The organism is Anaerobacterium chartisolvens (assembly GCF_003337415.1).
Lineage (GTDB): Bacteria > Bacillota > Clostridia > Acetivibrionales > DSM-27016 > Anaerobacterium > Anaerobacterium chartisolvens.
The window spans coordinates 7,575-29,299 of the sequence record NZ_QPJT01000038.1 but is presented as its reverse complement, the minus strand read 5'-3'; the positions used below and the strand labels follow the sequence as shown (position 1 = coordinate 29,299).

The 21,725-nt window shown below is 45.6% G+C and carries 10 protein-coding genes; all 10 read right to left on the bottom strand.

Annotated features, from left to right (window positions below):
* Positions 1 to 165: 165 nt before the first annotated feature.
* A complete protein-coding gene (locus tag DFR58_RS20055) occupies positions 166 to 2,442 on the bottom strand; it encodes a glycoside hydrolase family 9 protein (protein ID WP_114300036.1) in 2,277 nt (758 codons plus the stop codon).
* Positions 2,443 to 2,723: 281 nt separating this feature from the next.
* The gene (locus tag DFR58_RS20050; protein WP_170138249.1) at positions 2,724 to 5,288 is read right to left on the bottom strand and encodes a glycoside hydrolase family 9 protein; all 2,565 of its coding nucleotides are present in this window, start codon (positions 5,286 to 5,288) and stop codon (positions 2,724 to 2,726) included.
* 103 nt (positions 5,289 to 5,391) lie between these two features.
* On the bottom strand, positions 5,392 to 7,917 hold the full coding sequence (locus DFR58_RS20045) for a glycoside hydrolase family 9 protein (protein WP_114300034.1): 2,526 nt from the start codon (positions 7,915 to 7,917) through the stop codon (positions 5,392 to 5,394).
* A gap of 34 nt (positions 7,918 to 7,951) precedes the next feature.
* Positions 7,952 to 8,578, bottom strand: a complete 627-nt coding sequence (locus DFR58_RS20040; RefSeq protein WP_170138248.1) for a cohesin domain-containing protein — start codon at positions 8,576 to 8,578, stop codon at positions 7,952 to 7,954.
* A 45-nt stretch (positions 8,579 to 8,623) separates the two neighbouring features.
* On the bottom strand, positions 8,624 to 11,134 hold the full coding sequence (locus DFR58_RS20035; protein WP_114300030.1) for a glycoside hydrolase family 9 protein: 2,511 nt from the start codon (positions 11,132 to 11,134) through the stop codon (positions 8,624 to 8,626).
* 90 nt (positions 11,135 to 11,224) lie between these two features.
* Positions 11,225 to 13,777, bottom strand: a complete 2,553-nt coding sequence (locus DFR58_RS20030) for a VPS10 domain-containing protein (RefSeq protein ID WP_114300028.1) — start codon at positions 13,775 to 13,777, stop codon at positions 11,225 to 11,227.
* 195 nt (positions 13,778 to 13,972) lie between these two features.
* Complete coding sequence (locus DFR58_RS20025; RefSeq protein ID WP_114300026.1) at positions 13,973 to 16,594, bottom strand: glycoside hydrolase family 9 protein; 2,622 nt, start codon at positions 16,592 to 16,594, stop codon at positions 13,973 to 13,975.
* Between the two features lie 77 nt (positions 16,595 to 16,671).
* Entirely contained in the window at positions 16,672 to 18,003 is a 1,332-nt protein-coding gene (locus DFR58_RS20020) for a glycosyl hydrolase family 8 (RefSeq protein WP_242987747.1), read from the bottom strand.
* A gap of 232 nt (positions 18,004 to 18,235) precedes the next feature.
* On the bottom strand, positions 18,236 to 20,410 hold the full coding sequence (locus tag DFR58_RS20015) for a glycoside hydrolase family 48 protein (RefSeq protein WP_207659294.1): 2,175 nt from the start codon (positions 20,408 to 20,410) through the stop codon (positions 18,236 to 18,238).
* A 330-nt stretch (positions 20,411 to 20,740) separates the two neighbouring features.
* Positions 20,741 to 21,725: cohesin domain-containing protein (locus tag DFR58_RS22000; protein WP_242987745.1), on the bottom strand; the 985-nt coding region annotated here is incomplete at its 5' end.

The following is a 21,725-nucleotide window of genomic DNA, read 5'->3' as shown; positions in this document are numbered from 1 at the left end:
TCTGCCCTCAAATTTCTGTATGTTCCGTGTTTGTGGGTAATTCAGGGCAGACACGCAGGTCTGCCCCTACGATTTCTATGATACAATTAAAATAATGGTGTTGCCTGCGTATTGCAAAAAGCCTTGGAGATTCTAAACAGGTTCTTAAAAACTCCCGTTAAAGCATCACATTCCAAGCAAGACTCTTTTCAGCATAGCCAGATCGGCAGAATTAACATTCCCGTCGCTGTTTAAGTCTGCTGCCTCAATATTTATATCTGAATCGAGCTCAAGGATATACCTTCTTAAAAGAGAATAGTCTATCGAGTCAACCTTTCCATCGCCGTTCAAGTCTCCCTTTTCAGACTGAACTTCCCCCTCTGGCTCACTTCCGAATATTTTTACGCCGTCCCTGTACACCGGAATATTTTGAGTGATTGAGTATTCCTTTATAATTCCCTTTCTGCTCCAGTCATCCGACGGGTCCCAATGGGTAAGCCATGATGCGTCCATTTTTGGCACAAGTGCAAAGTGGAATTCCCTGTCACCGTAGATGCTGTTTCCTGTCCAGTCAAGCTCTACATAATATACCCCTTCGGCCTCGTTCCAGGCGAAAGGCCCCTTTATTGTGACCCCTTTTCCGTCTACAATCTTAGACTCATCATACATAATCTCAATTTTAAGATCTTCTATGGATTGGCCTGCTTCAATCATTTCCGAGATATTAAAGAAATATCTTGCCTGAAGCTTGTCCTCAAAATGGGGTGGTTTGCCCGACTCATTATGAATGTTTATTGTTATTTGAGTCCTTTCGGCATTTTCCTGCTCAAGCTTTGCCTCAGAGTAGAACTCCAAAAAGTCCTCTTCCTTAGGAGGGAAATCCTTAAGCGGCTCCTGTCCCTGTCCATAGCTTTCATATATACCTGCCAATGCTCCTACAAACCCTGCGTTATAGTCTATGGCAACCTCATTGTAAACAAAATCCGTGGTTTCATCCACATGCTTGTCTGTACCGTCAGGCCCTCCAACCAGCGCTCCCCACAGGGTATGCCTGTGCTCTAAGGGATTAAGCATACTGAGTGCCTTAGACCCATGAGCGGCACGATGATGCGGGTGCTTGGCCGATATATCCGAATAGCCCACCTCATAGCTTCTTTTCATTGGATTATCTCCCAGAATATAGTCCATCTGGTCTTTAGCCCAATCTGTGAAATCCTTTCTGGGCTGATATTTATTATAAACCAATGCACAAAGCTGTGCTGCCGCGTTGTAGCGTGCCGATCCCCATGTGTTCAGCACCCTGAATCCTCCCGGGGTGCTTGCAAGGAAGGTGGTGTCATTTGGGTTTTCATGCTGTATTCCAGACCAGTATTCTATATTCCACCTAAAAATATACCAGTCTCTTTCAGTATTTGTTATCGGGGCCAGCTTTGCAAAAACTCCTCCCCAAACGGTATCCCACGAATGTACCCATATATTCTGCCAACCGTTTTCGGTGGAGGAAATTATTCTGCCTAAAAATCCCGTATACATACCGTTTGCGGATACTGAAATGATATCCTCAATATATGACTCTTCGCCTGTTGCAATATTCAGCCATACCGCAGCCCATGAAAGCTCATCCTCTTCATATGAGGAATTGTAGAATCCTCCCGAATAGCCGCAGCCACGATACTTGACAGCAAACTCGTACAGTGCCTTGGCTGTTTTCAGACATGTGGCTGCATAAACAGGCTCCTTCTCCTTAAAGTTCAAATAGTTTATTGCAAGTGAGGCTGCTGCTCCCGCCGCCTGATCACTTGCAGGCCTTTCGGCAGTCGCAAGATACGCGGGTCTTTGCACCTTTGCCTTTTCATTCAGCTCGGGTGGCTGCCACCAGTTATGGTCTATATTCCCTTCTCCCACCTGATAGCAGAATGCTTGCACCTCTCCTCTGTCATTCATAAAGGTTGAGCGTAAGAGATAGTCATTCCCCCATTTGAGAATGTCTATCATATGCTCTTCCTCATTAATCTGCTTAAAGGAATCCCTGAACTCATAAAATCCCCATCCCAATGTGGAAATGGTATAGCTTTGAGGCAATCCGAACTTAACGTGATCCCCTGCGTCGTGGAAGCCGCCGTGAAGATCAAGAGAACCGTTTCCGTCAGGGTCTAAGACCGCCCTGTATTTTTCTATTTCCTCCCGAGACAGGTTTAAGCCTACAAACTCTTCTCCCATAGGCTTCAAAGGCACCTCGGTGTCTTCTACGTGGCAGTCTCCTCTCCATTCAAGCCTCCCGCCGGTTATCCCTGGACCACACTTATTTGCGTCATAGAAGTAAAGAGATTTTTGGAGCGCCTCCGCATAATTAAACGGCGGCACTGTCGGGCCTGCATAAGCACTGCTTGCAAGCAGCGGCGACAAAAGGGCAGCAGCGGTAACTACAGCAATTGTCTTACGGACAAACCTTTTAATTCCCAAAGACCATACCTCCTTAAAATTATTTTTAATTTTTTCTATGTATTTAGCAATAAAGATTTTACATGGAGGATATAATTTGATGTAAGAAATTTTTTTGACCCGTAAGGAATACATCTAAGAAAAGCGCCTGATGACAGACCCTAGAGACATTTCCCCGCAAGGCGTCTTTTCGTTGTAGTTAAAAATTTCTGTAAGCAATTATATCCTCTATGTTTGTAAAATCTTTATTGCATCCTATATATATATTTAACATGCCTTCCCTTGGCGATTTAGGCTCACACTCATTCCGACTCAAGCAGCTTTTTCTTCAGCAGTATCAAATCCGTCGAATTTATAATTCCGTCGGCATTCATATCTGCCAGCCTCTTATCTATGTACACGCTTTCTCCCTCCAGCAAGTATCTCTTTAGCAGAGCATAATCTATCGAATTCACATTTCCATCCATATTAACATCCCCTAATTTCATTTCGGTTTGTATTTTTCCATAGATATTTACATTGCAACCGGAGGCCAGATAAGCTCCATCCTCTTCAAAGCTTGCAGCTACAGCTTCATTGATTATAATTTCCAAATTATCGTCTCCTGGAGGAATAATTACATCATAGACGGCTGAAGCAGTACCCGATGCGTCGGTAACCGATGCAGTCTTCTGTACGAACAGCATGGCGCCGTTCTGCCATTTTACCGTTTTCCCGGCTATTGGAGCACCCGATGTGTCTGTAAGCTTGACCCTTACTTCCGCAATCCTATTGGAAATGCCAAAGCTTGTTTGTCCCGCCGGATAAACAGCAGCTAAATCAGTTATTTTTTTAGGAGGCATATCCCCGCCCGGAGGCTCATTTCCCGATAATTTTACTTCTTGGGCTCCTTCATACATAGGTATATTGGGAGCATACGATCGTGTACCGTTTATATAGGTTTTATCCCAATTTTTAAAGGACCAGTCATTTGAAGCGTCCCATGTGTTTGATTTGGAGCTTATGATAAAGTCCACTTCAGGCCCTCCCGCTTCCCATCTGTATCCCGGATATAGGTATTTCCCCGAAAGATCTATTGTAAAGTAATAAACCTTGTTGGCCTCATCCCAGACAAAAGGTCCTTCAGCCTTGTAGCCTTTAGGAGGAGTTATATATACATCTGATATATCATTGGCATCCAGAGTAAAGTAATACCTTATCTTAATTTGATCACTTACGCGTGCAGGCCACGCGGATCGGTTTTCCACGCTGAGAGTAAACTGCGTGCCGCTCGTTCCGTTGTAATATGTTCCTGCAAACACCGGCCATTCATGCTTTGCCTCGTACGGTATATCGGCCAGAGGGAAGCTGCCGTCAGGTATAGGATTTCCTCCGAATTCCATATACATCCTTGCAAGCGCGCCTGTAAATCCTGCGTTATAATCTATGGCAACCTCGTTGGAAACATAATCGTCAATGGAGTCATTAAACCCATCGTTTGAGGTTGGGCTTCCAACCAGTGCCCCGTATAATATGTGACGGTGCTCGGTGGGATTGCTCATTTGCTGTCCCCATGCACTGTGCGCTGTGCGGTGATGTGGGTGCTTAGGGCTGTTCTGTCCGAAGCCTACCATATAGCTTGCATTTCTTGGGTTGTCGCCCAGAATATAATTTATCTGTCTGACTGCAAAGTCATGATATCTTGCTTTTTTAACGGTATCACTTATTCTGTCGGAATATATAAGGGCAAAAAGCGCCGTTGTAGACGCATACCGCATTGAACCCCAGCTATCAAGCCTGGCATGTCCTCCGGGAGTATATTCAATCTTTGTACCGTCGGCACCATGCTCATTGCCTCCGACACTCCACCAGTTGAGCCACCTTTCGGCATCACCGCTGTAAAGGGAATTTTGAGGCTCTATCTGTGACATAAGCACATAGCAGCCATAGGTCTGATCGTCCCAGCAGTGAGCCCACTTGTACTTATGCACCGGCTGGTTTGCCTGGTTTCCAAGACCGCTGTAGTATTCCTTTGCCTTTGCAAGATAGGATGAACCGCTTCCCGAAAGCTTGTCCTCTTTTGCCTTGTAAAGCCATATAGAGCCCCATACCAGCTCGTCGTTATATCCGCTCCAGGAGGTATATGCCGCCGCTCCCTGAGGATCAACCTTTTTTACAACATCAGAGAACACTCCCCTGTACTTATCTCCAAAGCTATACAGTTGCTCGGCGTGAGCTAAAAGAATATCCGAATACGCCGGGTCACTTTCTCTGAAAACAATTGACGAGGCAGCCATTGCTGCTGCCGTACCCATTGCAATTTCAGTCCCGGGATTTTGAGGGTCCAGCTTTATGGCCGTTCTGTCGTTGACCAGATGTGTTACCTCAATAGGTATCCAGTTGTTATGATCCTCCTGCGTCATCCCCACCTGTGTCCAGAATACATCCGGCTCGGAGTGGCATTTAACAAAATAGTCATTAATCCATCTTAACTGATTTTTAAGCCATTTCATCTGGCCGCTCTGCTCATATGCCTCCTTATATTCAATCGCTCCCATTGCAAGCATTGCCGCAGTGTATGCATTGGTAATTCCAAACTTAATATTGTCTCCCGCATCCACCCATCCTCCGGTAAGGTCAAGGCCCTCATTCTGCCCGTCCGTCAACTGAGAATCTCCCCTCCATGCAAAGCGGGTGGGAATGCTTGAGGTTGATATTGGTCCCGATCTCTGTGCCTCATAAAACAGTATTGACTTTTGAAGCGCTTCACCATAATTATAGGCAACAGCCGCATCGGCCGCAAATACTGCCGATTGGGAAGCTAATACAGATATTGCCATTATAATGGCTGTAATAAGTGAAGAAAACTTCCTTCTTGTTGGGTTCATGCTTTTCCTCCTTCCTCTTCTTTCACTGTTGATATAGGGCATATCTCTCTTGTGTGATAAGAGAGGTATGCCCTCCCTGTGCCAGAATCCTGATTTATAAGCGTTATTGCAGCAGCTTTATCTTGAGGAGCATCAGATCTGTCGAATTTATGGTGTTATCACTGTTCATATCTGCAGCCATGGTGTCTATAGCTGTGCTGTCATCTATTAAATACCTTTTTAACAAAGCATAGTCCGTTGAGTTTATCTTGCCGTCGCAATTTACATCTCCCAATTTTATACCTGTAACTATTTTGCCATAGACATTCACATCACAGCTCGAAGCCTCATAGCTGTCATCCTGTTCAAAGCTTGCGGTTACAGCTTCATCCACTATAAATTCCTTATACTCTCCGCCTTCCTCCGGCACAGGTATAGGCATTCCGCAAACTGTTGAAGCGATGCCTGAGGCATCTGTAACAGATGTAGAATTTTTCACATACGCTGCTCCATTGCTTTTCCACTTGATTGTCTTGCCTACTATAGGTGTACCTGATGCATCTGTGAGCCTAACCTTTATTTCAGACTCTCTGGCAATATCAAACTTTGTTTGTCCCTGAGGATAAACAGCGGTCAAGTTTGTCTGAGTCTTTACGCTTCCTCCCGGCTCATTCCCAAATATATGCCGTCCATTGTCATACACTGGTATATTTATTGCTATATACGCAGTATCAAGCTCTCTTGGGAATGGCTTGGGTAGTGCCTGATAGGAGGGGTCATTTGAGTTGTCCCAAACCTTTGTGTCCTGAGGACCGCTTATTCTGAACTGTACTTCCTTTCTGAACTCGGACTGTCCCCCCGGATATATTTCTGTTCCTGTGAAGTCTACGTTAACATAGTATATGTTGTTAGCTACGTCCCATGGCAGCAGCTCCGATACCGTAGCTCCCATATTGTAATTTGATTTTGTTGTTATCTGATTTGCCGTTATCCCTGCATCAATCAGCTCCGATATGTCTATGAAATATTTAAAGGAAAGCTTGTCCCCTATTTTTGCAGGCCATGCTGATCTGTTGTTCATGTAAGCCTTTATTTCTACATAGTTAGGTCCGCTGGAATTGACACATGCCTCGACAAAGAACTCTTCTCTTGTCTTTTCCTCTATCGCCTTGAATCCGGGTATCGGCTCCCCTCCGTATTTCTTGTACATTCTTGCCAGAATCCCTGTAAAGCCTGCATTATAATCACATGCAACCTCATTGCATATGTAGTCTCCTATGTCATCGGTATAGCTTGTGTCGTCCGCAGCTCTGGGGCCCCCTACAAGTGCGCCGTACAGTACATGACTGTGATTTTTAGGTATGGGGGTCTGCCAATTGTCGCACCATGCTCCATGCGCCGTCCTGTGGTGGGGGTGCTCAGGTGGGTTGGTTCCGAAGCCAACTACATAGCTTCTTCCGGCAGCTCCAAGACAATAGTCAACCTGTTTTTTTGCAAAATCCTTATATATCTGTGCCTTGGAGGAAGTGCAGCCCGACCAGTCGGCATATACGTCTGCAATAAATGCCGCTGTTGTGGCATACCTTAAGGAACCCCACTGGTCAAGCCATGCAAGCCCCTTGGGAGTATACCTTACTTTCTCTCCGTTATAGCCCACTGTCCAGTAATCAAGGTTCCTTTCCATGCTTTCCTTATACAAGCTCTTCCCCGTAATCCTTGCCAGGAGTAACTGCGTGCCCACCTGTACAGTGTCCCAGCAGTGCGTCCACTTATATTTTATTGTAGTGGTCTGCTGCTCTCTCTCCCAATTGGGTACATAGGACTCCGCTCTCTGTAAGTATGCCTCTTCACCTGTAGCCAAATAAATCCATACACTTGCCCATGCAAGCTCATCCCAATACCCGCTCCAGGACTGGTAAAATCCCGTTGCCGCCGTATAGCCCTTATCACTTCTTGTGGCATCGGCAAATTCAAGAAGCTGCTTGGCATGGCTTATGCACTCGGCGGCATACGCGGGATCGGTGTCGTTAAATATTGCAGCACATGAAGCAAGCGAGGCGGCTGTTCCCGCCACTACCGCAGATGCGGGACTTGACATTGTCGCCTTGTATGAGGGCCTTATCATCTGATTCCCTGACTGGCTTTTGCCCAGCATTACCTCCGCCGCTCCCCACCACCTGTGATCATCAGAGCCTGAGCCTACCTGATAATAATACTCATTGGGTGACGGATGGCATTTTATAAAATAGTCATTTGCCCATTTTATTCCATCCATTATGTACTTGAGTTGACCGCTTTGTACATACGCATCCTTGTCCTCATATACAGACCATGCCAGCGTGGATGCCGTATATGACATAGGGAGGTTGAATTTTACATGATCCCCGGCATCATACCAACCTCCCGTAAGGTCTAAGCCTACATCCTGACCGTCTGTCATTGCAGAATCCGCACGCCAGTTATCGCGCTTGTCCTCGGGAAGAGCCCCCGAACGCTGGAATTCATAAAACAATATGGATTTTTGCAGCGCCTCCCCGTAATTATATGACGGAGCTGCCGCAAATACCGCAGCCTGAGGCATCAGCAGTGACACTGCTACTACCAGTGCTGTAAAGAGAGCATACGCCCTTGTTTTGTTTCTACCCTTCATTTTTACCCCTCCTCGCATAAATAAGTAAATAATATTACTCGGTTACAGATATCGTTCCGGCGGAGAATTCGGCCTGTATTTTGTTTAAGTCGATATCCGCAAAAGCACCTACTGACTTAAGCTTTATTTCTGTATCTCCGGCCGGTGCCGATTTTTTTATTTTACACTTTATAGTTGCAAATGACCCACCCTTTGTAATAGGCTCCTCTCCCAACGTATTATCCAAAAAGAGGAAGCTTATAGTGCCGTTGTCCTTATTCACAAAGGAACTGAAATTCGAGGTAGATTTTCCCAAAATATCTGCGGGAGCTACTTCTATTGACTCAAATATTTCACTGTCATACTCCAGCTTAAAATCACAATTGTTTATACCCTTAGCAGGAACATTTTTAAAGATTACAGCAAGCGATACCTCACCACCCGGCTTACCCTTAGAACTGCCCATCTCTACATCCATCTGCGGAGCTTTTTCGTCGGAAGGACTGCCGTTGTCATTTACGGCGGCAGCATTTTCCCCTTCCTTTAAATCCTTATCTGCTATGCCGGCCTCCAAGTTATCCCCAGCTCCCTGCCACGATCCCGATACCAGAGCATTTACCGCGACAGCCAGAAGCCCAATTCCTATAATAATAGAAACTATTACTATTATCTTTTTCCTCATAATCTGCATCTCCTTCCCAACAGCACCATTTTCTATAATATAGTTTTATACTTCGGCAGGGAATTCTGTAATAATCCCCAGCAGGTATTGCCTTAAAAGAGCAAAATCTATTGAGTTTATGCTGCCGTCCCCGTTTACGTCGGCAGCCTGACGGCCGTTTTCATCGGGAAATTCTTCTATTTTCTCAATAAGATACTGTCTTATTAAAGAGAAATCCACCGAATTTACCTGCTTATCCCCGTTAACATCTCCATATATAAATTCTTCTTGCGCTTCTCCGTTATAGGTTGCAAAGGCTGTCATAAACACAAGCGGCGAATTCCAATAAACTGTATGCTCATTTGTTACCCAGTCTGTAGCGCTTTCCATGTAAGCCTTTGCAGCAAATCTGGATATGCCCTTGCCTTCGCTGTTATTAGGCCCCCCTGCCATATAGCCGTTAGGTATTCCGGGCTTTTTATCCAAGCTGTATATCGTGCTGTATACGGTTTTAATGCTGTTTTCACCATGTCCCGACACATAGCTTTTTCGGAGCGGGTTTGTTCCAAGCAGCCAGTTAAGAGATCCAAAGCCCAGCTTTGAGATCTGCTCATCATATGTATCCAGCAGTACAGAGCCTATATACGCATCCATGGGTACATTCAGAACCTGCATGTTTATTCCCCAGAAATAGTTGCCGGGAACTATGGCGTTCTTCCATGGGTTTCCTTCATATCTGTTAAGAATATTATCAAGCCATACTCCGAACTTCTGGGCAAACCAGCCCTCCACCTGACTGTCTCTGGACTGCGCCTTCATATAGCTGAAAAATGCCGTCGACCAGTTATCCGCCCATGTGTGCCCGTATGATGTGCTGCTCTCAAATTTTTGTGCAAACTGCCGGTAGTTGTTTTTGAAATAGTCATTATACTTTTGCTCTCCGCAAGCCCTGTACAGAGATGCAGCCGCCCACAGCCTGTCGCTTCTGTCGTCGCTTACGCTGTAAGGTCCCGACGGAGACTTTATATTGCCGGGGTTATTTTCCAGATATGTCCATGCATTTTTTGCCGCCTCAAGGCATTGGCCGGCAAAATCAGGGTTAATGTCCTTATATATGATATAAGCATGGGATAACGCTGCTGCCGCACAGGCAGTATCATCGGTAGGCTTTATATCCCTTCTTGAGCCCTCCCTGTCCTTTATTGTTCTCCGGGTTACTTTTTCATCATTGTCAGACTGCACGCGCGCATAAAACCCACCACTCACGGAATCCTGCATTTTCAGTATCCAGTCAAGCTCCCATTTTACTTCATCAAGTATATCTGCTATACCATTGCCGCTTTCAGGGATATTAAACTGGTTATCCTTAAATTCGGAAGGGAACATTTCATACGCCCACAACAGGTCAGATACCGCTGTCGCACCCGCATTGACATATTTGCCCTTATCCCCGGCGTCGTACCATCCTTTGGATACATCCTTTACAACAGAAGCATCCGAATCCGATCCCGCCTGTGCATCCATGGGAGTAATATCTTTGCGAGGATAATCAGGTGCGTTTTCTTCCTCCAGATCAAGTCCGGTACGCTGGTAATAAAAATACCTTGAAGCATCAACCATAATAGATTTGTATGCGTCATTTGATATTTTAAATTTAGCTGAATCCTCTATACCGGGAGCAGATACGCTTATGTAGTATTGTCCCGGGGTACTCAGCTCGGAAAAATCAGCCTTTAATATTCTCTCTCCCGAGTCAGTAGCCTCATAATCCTCAACCAAGGTCAGAATGCCCTCATACGCAATTGATCCGTCGGAGGAATTTCTTACCTGAAAAGCACTTCCGGCATCAGCCTGCAACTGATCCTCAAAGTCTGTGACCAGTGCATACTTCTCACTGTCGGGAATAAATCCAACCTGATTTACCTTAACGGCTCCATACGACTTCTCATTGTCGGGAGAGGTTATTTTTACATCGCTTATCCAGACGGTAAAGGGCATGGTATTGATTTTATCAAACACCAGGCAGTTTACATTGGAGGGATCGAAATCAGTTCCCACCCCGATAATGTCTTTAAGGGGAATTTTAAAATGCACCCAGTCTGTTGTTATTTCATTGTATCTGGTTACATCGATAGCTACATCCCTCTCCTCAACAGAGGATCGCTCGTATACCTTATCCCTTAATCCAATCTGAAAATATTCTCCCCCAAGCTTACCCTTTACCTGAAATTCAAGGAATCCATTGGGTACGTATTGTGAAAAATCATGTGTACACCAATCCCTTACGGTTATCAGGGATATCCACCATCCCGAAGAGAGATACTGGGAAACATTAAGCCTGAGTGATGGCATCCCGTTATAGGTTACATCTGTATCGACGGGTAAATTGCTATTTACCGTTTCCAGCTCTCCTCCACCGCTTCCCGACCAACCGGAAATAGAACCGCCATTAAATATAGTGTAGTCGGCCAGCTTTCTCCATCCCTCAGGCGCCGAGGCTCCTGCGGCAATTGGGGGAATTGCAAGAGTAAGAAGAATTGCGGTAAGCAAAATTATCGAGATTATCTTTTTCCTCACTAATCTAGTCCTCCTTACATAATTTAGGTTTTTAAGATCTATAAACCTTAAAATATTACAATCCTTTTAGCCTGCCAGACAACGGCTGCCTTAAGGAGAATAGGGCAATTCTGAAATGAGTCCCAGCAGATACTGCTTAAATATAGCAAAATCAAGGGAATTAATTACACCGTCAACATTTAAATCTGCGGCTTCAATACCGTTTTCTGAAGGAAACTCCTCAATTGAGCCAATAAGATACATTTTCATCAACGCATAGTCTATGGTGTTAACGCTATTATCCCCGTTGAGATCTCCAAGCATGTATTCGGGAATCGAGCCTGCCGGCTCTCCCATCTTTATACCGAATCCGTTAGTCCCTATATATACACGCCCATATACTCTGCGGTCACCGGTGATGTCGGCATCGGCATTTCCGAACTGGTTGGCGTTATCGTTTATTTTTACCCAGCTTGCTCCCGCATCGTCGGAACGGTAGAAGCCGCGTACTCCGTTAACTATTCCCTGAATATATATAGCGGGATAGGTCTCTCCCGGTGCCGCCATACCGAATCCCACCATTTCAGATCTATCAACGTTGGAAAGCTTTGTGAAGGATACCCCTCCGTCAGTGGAATGCCATAAGCCATATATACCCTCCGCTTGGCTTCCTCCGGGAGCAAGCCATATGTCTCCTTCCCTTCCGAATACCGCTTTGAAATTACCTGTATTATAGTTTTTAGGTAACCCGGCTGCGGCAGATTTGGTGAAGGTCTTTCCCTTGTCATTGCTGTAATAGAAATCACCGTTTCCAAAGGCATAGAACTTATTTGGGTTAACACGGTCGGAACGCACCTTTGAACCATTCGGAACACCGCCCTGTACAGGTGTCCACGTATTGCCATTGTCTGTGGTGTAGCATACCGGCACATAGCTAACGGCCGGAGAATATACTACTGCAGTACCGTCGGCATTTGCGGCTATAGTTCCTCCTCCCCCCGTCATTGGCATTCCGCTGGGCTCACTGTTGCCCTGGAACCAGTTTTCTCCTCTGGAGTACGAAAAGCCCGTGCGGTTGGTATTGGGGTTCCACTGCTTGTCCACATCTCCGCAGCGCACCCAGAATTGGGGATTATTTTCCGCATAATCAACACACGAATTGCTGCTCAGATTGGGCTGTTTAAACGTCCAAGGCTGCGCCTCATTTAAATCAGTATGTATAAAGCCGGCTATGTCCCCTAATCCGCTCACCAGATGCGGGCCGACAGGCGGGCTTACCAGACTCAGAACGGAGGTTTCTTCAATACCTATGGAGCCAACCTTAAGCACCATTTTGCCTTCATCCCACTTGTCGGCATTTTCACAGCTTAATATTCCGGCTCCGTTACCAAACATAAAGCGGTTGGAGTTAAAGGGGTCTATTTCAAGGGAGCCTATCATGGCGCCTATTTTAGGCGAGGTCTCGGGCTCCTGCTTGAGTTCCCCGAAATCCAGCCACGGTGCGGCCGAATAATCAATGGTATATCTGTTGACACGGGTGGGGTAGCCGTCAAGCCTCCATATGGGGGACCAGGTAGCACCCGCGTCTTTACTGCGCCAGATATATCCGTCAGGCCACCATGAGCTTAAGGATGAAACCATTATGGTGTTAGGGTCCTGTGCATCAATTGCCAGTCCGCTATATCCGAAGTAGCAGTTTGCGGTATCGGTAGAAGGAATAGGGCTTATCATTGTCCATACTCCAGTTGCGGTATTAAGCTTCCAAACATCCCCCTTGTCACCGTCATACGGTCCCTGAGTGTTATTATAGGGGACATACAGCATACCGGTTGAGCTCAGCTTGCCATGCTGCGGAAGCATTCCCGAAGGTTGTCCGGGGACTGCCACCCATGTAGCTCCGCCGTCTGTACTGCGGTAAATGCTCTCGTTAAGATCCGCCACTCCTGCATAAATTGTCTGTGTGGCATTTCCCGGAGTACCTGATCTTTTATCAAAGGTCACCCATACTACTCCCGGGTTGTGGTTCAGGTAATCGTTTGTGTCATTGGGGTCCTGAATATAGGTGCCGGGGTTGGGAAAGCTTGTAACCTTGCTCCACGTTGCACCATAATCGGTACTCTTCCACAGTCCTTCTCCTTCACGGGTACCCATAAAAAGAATACTGTTCTTGTTGGGATCAACGGCCAGACGCTCACCCATGTTACGTCCGGGCATGTTTCCTCCTGCTTTAAAGGGCAGATCAAATACCTCGAAGGTCTTTCCCTTATCCGTAGATCGGAGAACTGCACCATTTGTGCCCCAACTGTTTGAATACATACCGCACTGCAGGTAAAGCCGGTTTGAATCCACAGGATCGGCAACGATACTGTCAACACCCGCCAACCCATAGTTTTCATAGGTTACCCAGTTTAAAAGCTGAGTCCATGTATTTCCTCCGTCAGTGCTGCGATAGGCGCCGCCCATGTCGGTGCGGGCATATGCGAGATTTTTCTCAATAGGGCTGAAAACTATTCCCGGTATGTATCCTCCGCCGCCTTCGATTTTTACATTTCCCCATGTGTAGGGCTGTGTAGTAACCGCCATTGATGTCACCGGCAACAAAGTGGTAAAAATCAGGCTAAGAGCAACCACTATACTCCCAATTGCCGACAGTTTTCTTCTCATTAATCTCACTCTCCTTAAATAACGTCTTGGGGTTTTTAATATATATAGAGAAACTGTAGAAGGGCAAGCCTTCTACAGTTTCCAGGTCCAGCACCTTATAACAGAATTTTTTTAGCAGTCGAGGCGCCTGATACTTTTTAATGCCTCATCCTGCCAGAAACTCACTATGTTAGAAAGCACCAGCTTACAACAGCTTTATTTTGCAGCGGGGAATTCCTCGATAATACCTAATAAATACTGCCTCATTAACGAGAAGTCTATTGAGTTGATTTTTCCGTCACCGCTCACATCTGCTGCCTTCATTCCATTTTCTGAAGGGAATACGGTAATCATTTCAATAAGGTACTGCTTGAGCAAAGCAAAGTCTACTGAGTTTATCTTTTCATCTCCATTTAAATCCCCGTATAATACGTCCGGCGGAGGAGGAGTGGTGCCGCTGTCTCCTCCTTTTTCATCCATGTAGGAGGAAATCCATGCAAACGGAGCATTCCAGTTGATGGTGATCTCGTTTGTAGACCATGACTCTATGTTATCCATAAAGCACTTCTGAGGAGCTCTTTGCCCAGGCGCCCATCCTGAACCTCTGACCCATGGATCCTGAAGTCCCGAGTTAGGGCCTCCGGACATGCAGCCTGCGGGAGGCTTGGGGAAGGCGTTGTCTGCCTGATATGACCAGAAGCGGTGGTGAGGATTCTCAAGAGCATTCTCTCCATACCCGGTTATATAGCTCTGGAGATTGGGGTTACGTCCCAGCAGGTAGTCCATGGTCTGTACCAATCCATTTAAGTACTTGACGTCATCGCTGAATTCATAAGCGTATGCCATTACAATACCTTCGTTTGCTATGAACGAATTTGAACCCCAAGGATATCCGGTTAAGGTATCTGAAATAGGTGCTTCCTCAATAGGAGCTCCGTAGCCCTGATTGTCGGCAATGCGTACGAAATCATCGGCAGCAGCCTTTATGTTGTTCTGTGCAGTGGTAACCTCAGCTGCAGTAAGGCCGTTGGGTACAAGAGCAAGCGATATTGTTCCCATTCCTGCGGTATTTCCCCAGTCAAAGCAGCCGGTGAGCCCATTAGCCTCTCCTCCTACAAGCTTTGAAGGCATTTTAAGATAGTGCGGCGAGCTCTTTATGTAGTTTAAGTATACGCTCTTGCCTGTGGTTACATATAGCTCGCAAGCAGCCCAATAGAAGTCGTCAAGCACGTAGTCATCTCCATAAGTTCCTCCTCCTATTGCAGCATCATGAGGATCAACAATTATGTTAGGATTTGCAACGGCTGCAGCCCATGCCTTCTCGGCAACAGTCAGGCACTTGGTTGCAAAGGTTTGATCATAGGTCTTCCAGAGACGGGAAGCCTGTGAGGCAACCGCAGCAAGGTTTAAGGTAGCGGCGGTGCTGGGAGGCTGTACATACCTGTCCATAGGGTCGTCCGCCGGCTCAATTGCAAGAGCTGTCCAGCGCTCGTCATGCGCCTTGTGGTGTGCCATTCCTGCATACTTTTTGCCATCCGGCACCTGCATCTTCAAAAGCAGCTCTACGTTAAAACGGGATTCATCCAGTATATCCGGCTTTCCGTTGCCGCTTTCGGGAATGTTCATGCTTCCGTCTGCATAAGGCAGGATAGTAACATCACCCTTGTGCAGTGCACGCTCATACTGGTTCATCATTGTCCATGTGGATATACCGCCGTTAACAACATATTTTCCATGGTCTCCGGCGTCATACCAGCCACCTGTCAAATCCATTGTGTAGTTGGCCTGTCCCTCATTAGCGTACCATGTTCCTGCTGCATTGGGCATTACATCGGTAGCATGTCCCGCCCTGCGGGTAAGATCCTGCCTGTCTGCATACGGCATTTCAATGGGTACCGCGCTTCTATTATGATAGAAATATTTAATCGCTTCATACTTCATATCAGAATACATGTCTGTACCTATATCAAAGGAGAAGCTTTCATACGGAGTAGTTGCGGCACTGGCTACAACAAGCTTATAGCCCTTGCCGGGTGTATTATAGGATGAAAAGTCAATTATATGCACATTGTCTCCCGAAGCACTGTCAAAGCCTTTAACTATGGAATTTCCCGATGCCACCGTAACATTGCTGCTGTTCTTGAGCTGCCATGCCACGGGTGAGGTTGAGGTAGAAACCAGAGTTGCCTTCTTTGCGAGATCTGTAAAATACCCTACCTGATTTACGCGAATAGCATTTGTAGGCTCGGCTGGTATGTCAGGATATCCGGGAAATTGCGAGTCCAAAATATGGATATCATCAAAGGATACTGTGTATGGAAGTGGCGAGGTGATGCAATCCCCCGCAAGATGGAACGAAAATTCACAGGTCTTTGCGGTAGGATAAGTCATAGTGAAGGTCTCTGTAACAGTCACAGGCTGATTAGCTCTGAGCTGCAGCCTCTGCCAGCTTCTGTTGTTATAGTTCCAGTATTCGTTATAGGGCTGTCCCTGATCACCTATCTTAGGGTAAACGTAGCAGTCCTTTGTGGACGATACAGTAAATTTAACAGTGTATGTATGTCCCTGCTCAATTATAAGTCCCCTATGGCGGAACTGTACATCCCATCTTCCCTCTATACCGTCTTTAAGAGGGGTAACATAATATTTCCCATTCTTGATTTCAAAATCAGCTCTAGCGGGATAGGATTCCACCACATGCCACGGCAGACCTACTCCTCCGTCAAAGGTGTTGTTCTGAATAAGATCGCCTACGCTGAAATTGGCAAACGCCGAGCAATTGAATGTCAGCATAACCGCTACGGCAATAATAATAGCCAGTACACGTTTTTTACTCATCCTTTTTACCTCCTGAAAATTAATTAATTTTGTTAAATTGTTTACCTGCCCGCATATTTTTCAAGCTTAGTATGCTATCAGTTCAGCAGTACCATCTTCAGCAGTACAAGATCGGAGGAATTTACAATCCCGTCGCTGTTCATATCCGCTGCAGAAAGATCTATACCATCCTCGTATCCCAAAATATATCTTTTTACAAGAGCAAAATCTACCGAATTAACCTGGCTGTCTTTATTAACATCACCTTTTACACCAGGGTTCGGATCGGGATTATAATTGTACAGGTTGGGCAAATTGCCTGTGGTGTACAAAAGACATATCATTCTTAAGGTATTTCCGAAGTATGTATAGTTTCCGCTATCCTTAATCTTTACGTTCTCATTATAAATTTCAGTGGTGTAGCTGCTCTTTGTCCCTGTCATAGCAGACCCAGCCGCACATGAAACAAATGAAGCATTGTGGTTTGAGCTTATCTGGTTGCCTGTAATGGTATACCCGTCCTTTATGTTTGCCGCACCTATATTCCTGAAAAAGGTGTTTACCGTGTCACAATTGATTTTTGCCTGAGCTGTGCCATACCAGCTATAATCTATTGCTGTTCTTAATTGATAGCGTATGGCATCATATTTATAGTCATAGTCCATTCCGCTTGAGGGTGTACCGCTGGCAGTACACCAGTCAGGCACAAGCCCTGTGTTATTATTGTATTTTTTTATATTATTTACAATTTCATAACACTTGTCAGCTACATTTATCCATGAGCTATTCCCTGTGAAGTCTGCAAAAATCCTGTACCATGCAGGTGAAAAATAGGACGGATTTACGCAGCTTGTTCCTCCCCATGTATCACCTGTCTTAAGTATATAGGTTCCCGGCTCAACCGTGTATCTGTAAAGATTGTTTATATAGGTCTTCGCTTCAGATTGATAGTTTACAGCACCTGCAGAACCCCATTTCTTATGTGCAAACACAAGAGAAACGGCAATATCCTCGTCAGCATCCGTAGCCGCATCTTTTCCGTTCTCGCCCACTATGTTTCCGTTGGCATCAATACGCCAGCCCATAAGCCCGTTGCTGTTGAAGTAGCATTTTACATATCCGTACAGGTCATTAAACAGTTGCTGCTCTCCAAAATATACAGCAAGCAGCATTCCATATCCAAGTCCTTCCGAAACGGTATCATAGTTGGTGGACGGATCTCTTTGGACTCTTTTAAATCCACGAGCACCACTGGAAGTAATATGAGCGCTTTTCCAGTGTTCCCACTCTGACAGCAGCAAACTGTTGGCTGCAGCCGGGTTGTCGGTCAGCGAGCTGAGCCCGTAAGGATAGCTTGCATTATATGGAAACGGAATGGCATCATTTCCACTGGCACCAGCAATGCCCACAGGGAGTACTACCGCCAGCATACACACTATAATGCATATACTTATTTTTCTCAATCCAGCCATTTTCATTTTCACTTTCACCCTTCTAAAATAATATTGAGTCAATGCTTTTATCTTTATGAGATCAGCTAATAAATTGTGTTCAAAGTAACCTGTAACCCGCAGACCCGGATAATCACGCAACAGCTTAATTTATAAATTCACGTCTATCCGGGCCGGCAGTCACATGTACTTAAAGCATGTAAGCTAAATATTAATTTTCAAGAAGATATTTCTTTAACAACGCAAAGTCTATTGAGTTTATTTTGCTGTCCTCATTCATGTCAGCATTTACAGTATTTATTACTGCGGAATCGGGATCAAGCAAATATTTTTTCAACAGAGCAAAGTCTATTGAGTTTACCTTTCCATCATCGTTTACGTCTCCAAGAAGCTTTTCCTCTACATCTCCGGGGAAGAGCATTCCATAGACGGCGTTTGCTATGGCAATGTCAGTCTGTGCCCAGAAGCGGTGGTATGTGAAGGTAGGAGCCTCTCCCGCAAGAAGTGCCGCCTCAACCCTCGGCCAGTCAGGATCCTGCTTAATCTTTGCGTGAAGCTCTATCCACTTGATACCGGATTTAATTACAGTTCCGTCAGCCATTTTTCCTGTCCAGCCTGAAGGAATGTATATCTCTTGAGTAAGCATACGCGAGTAGTCCGCACGGGATTCCTCGACCGCTACACCCTTGTCATCTCTGTAAAGGTTCCACATGCGATCAAGCAGCTCTTTTGCCAATGTCTTTGCCGCGTTATTAGGAGTATCATACTTTTCCTTTGCTGCAGCATAGAATGCCAGAGTGTTTGCCAGAGAGCCTGTAGTGCCCAAATCTGTTCCGTAGTCTGTAACAGTTACATGGAGATTGGGGTTGTTCCATGTTGTGCTTCCGGGTACCCAGGTAGTAGGCTGCCCCGACCATTCAAGTGTTGACGGAATTTCGAAGGTTCCGTCGCTGTTTAAGCGGGTTTCCCTTATGAGCCATGCAGACCACTTATCAAGCAGGTTCTTTGCCATCTGGTTGTTTGTCTCATAGTACAGCTCAGCTATACGCTGCATTGACCATCCCTGCATTCCAATCCACTGATTGCTCGGAGGATCCATGTAAACAGGAGCCCAATCATATGCCATTCCATAGAAGGTTGCTGTGCCTGCAGGATATCTCTCATAACGTCCGTTAAGAGAGTTTGTTGCTCCTCCGGCTATTGCTCCCTCTGCTGACTGCAGCCAGGTATAGAACTCAAGCTGTCTCTGTAAGCTCTTATCCCAGTCTGAAACACCGTTTGCAGATTTAGGCTTGAAATCGGCATCCTTTGACAGTATCCATGCGGCCATAGGGTTCTGATAACCGAAGTGGTTATGGCTTGAGCCTATTTTCCATGCCCATGAAGCCTGAGAGCTTGCGTCTCCACCCCATGCATAATACCATCCAAGCAAATAATGCTGATTTGTGCTTGAAGAACTTCCTGTGCCTATTCCTATAGGCTTGAAGTATTTGTCAAACATTGAATACCGTAAATAGTCTCCCATCTTGCTTGCTTTCTTAACTGCATTTGCTACCTGTGATCCCTTGTTCTGCTCCTTCGCCCACTTATTTGCCCAGTAAGCAGCCTGTACGGCACGAGCGTCGGCATCGGAGGCTATGGTGTAACGCCACTGCTGAGCGTAGCTGTTATCTATTGTGAAGAGATCCAGAAAGCCGTTGCGACCTCCCCATTTAAATGCTTCCCATGAAGGATGTGTAACTACCTCAAAAGCTCCCTCCTGAGGACCCCTTTGGAATGTGTTTATGTAGGATACTCTGCTGGTACCGTCTCCGCGGTTTCCATATCCAAAGAAATTATCCACATCAAATAACCAGTGCATTCCATACATATCATATGAGCCATATGCATTATACAGTTCTCCGTTAATTGGGTCTGTTCCCACTGAAACTCCGGAATCCAGACGGCTCGGATACTGGTTTGGCGTCTCATACTCACCAGCATATGTAGCAGGGCTGCCCGGATTATATCTTGCTATGCTGGGCTGATCCTGCGATGCGGGAATTGCATACCTCTCGGTAATATCCCATGCTGTGTTGTAGCTTGACCAGTTACCAGACAGCTTACCATACATTGCTTCCAGCCATATATAGTAGCTGAACGTTTCACTTGTTGACTGATGTCCATAATTGGGAGCCTCACACATTATAGTTTCTATAGAATGGTAAGGTACGCCCTCCTGACTGAAATACCCGTTTGAAGGGTTATGAAGCTCTCCCCAAAGCTCCAAAAAGCGATCTTCATAGACATTAGTACCTGCTGCGGAAACACTCACTGTAGAAAGCATTGAGGTGAGCAGTACTGAAATAGCAAGGAAAACTATCCCTATTCTCTTAAACTTTTTCATCTTTAACATCTTCCCCTTTCTTTATAAGGACTTTTTTATAATGAACACCAAATCACTCAGCTTAAATGCCTGTCCATGTATGCCACTGGCATACTTTATGACTATTCCCTCCTTTATTATGTAATATTTTAGCTTGAGCAATCCGGCTATCATTTTGCACTGACTTATAAAGGTTATATTCAGATTTCTTTTTTTACACAGAAATTATATTCTCTCGAAATAAATACACTCTAATCAGAAATTGATGTGACAGCATATAAGGTAATCAGTACCCTGCTGCTGCCTGAAAGCCCAGGCAGCAGCAGAGGATAATGTTTTAGCGGTTTTGCATTAGTTTATTGTTATGCTTCCGCTTCCAAAGGTAACAGGAATGGTTTTCAAATCCTTGTCTGCAAAAGCTCCAAGCGATTTAAGCGTAATTGCCGCCGAACCTGTAGCTCCGCTCTTAACTTTGAAATTGATGGTTGCAAATGTACCATCAGTGGTTATAAGCTGGCTGCCTATCGTATTGTCAAGGAACAGGAAGCTTATTGTGCCTGTAGTAGCATTTACTGCCGATGCAAAGTTTACAGGAGCATTTACAATTATATCTCCCGCAGTTATTGATGCCACCTCTAAAAGACTGGTATTAAACCCAAGCTTGAAGTCGCAGTTACCTATGCTTGTTGCCGGAACTCCTACAAGCTTTACAGGTATTGCTACAGTCTCTCCCGGAGCTGCCGAAGCCGAGCCTATGGTAGCATTAAGTCCCGAAGGTGTGGAATCGACAATGCTTACTACTAATGTAGCAGCATTTCCTGCACTGAACGTAAACGTCAGTGTCTGGGAAGTGCCCTTTGCAAATGCGCCAAGGTAAGACTTGCTTATCTTTACTGTGGTGCCGGATACCGTATAGTCAGTGCCTGCAACAAGAGCTGTGCTTCCGTTCTTTATGCTTACCAGTGTGTTTCCGTTCAAGGTCATTGTTGTGGAAACATCAGCCGGTACATACTTGTCAAAGGTTGCAGTTGTGGGGTTGATTGTGGAATCCACTATAACCACATCCGCAGGGTTTATTACAACGCTTCCCGGTGTGAATTCAGCGGTAACACTCTTCAGATCCTTGTCTGCAAACGCTCCTACAGACTTTAAGGTTACAGGTGTTGTAGTCTTGGCTGCAACGCTCTTTAACTTAAAGGTGATGTTTGCAAATACTCCATCAGTGGTTATAAGCTCGCTGCCTATTGTGTTGTCAAGGAACAGGAAGCTTATTGTACCGGTACTAGTGTTTACTGCCGATGCAAAGTTTACAGGAGCATTCTTTACTATGCTGCCT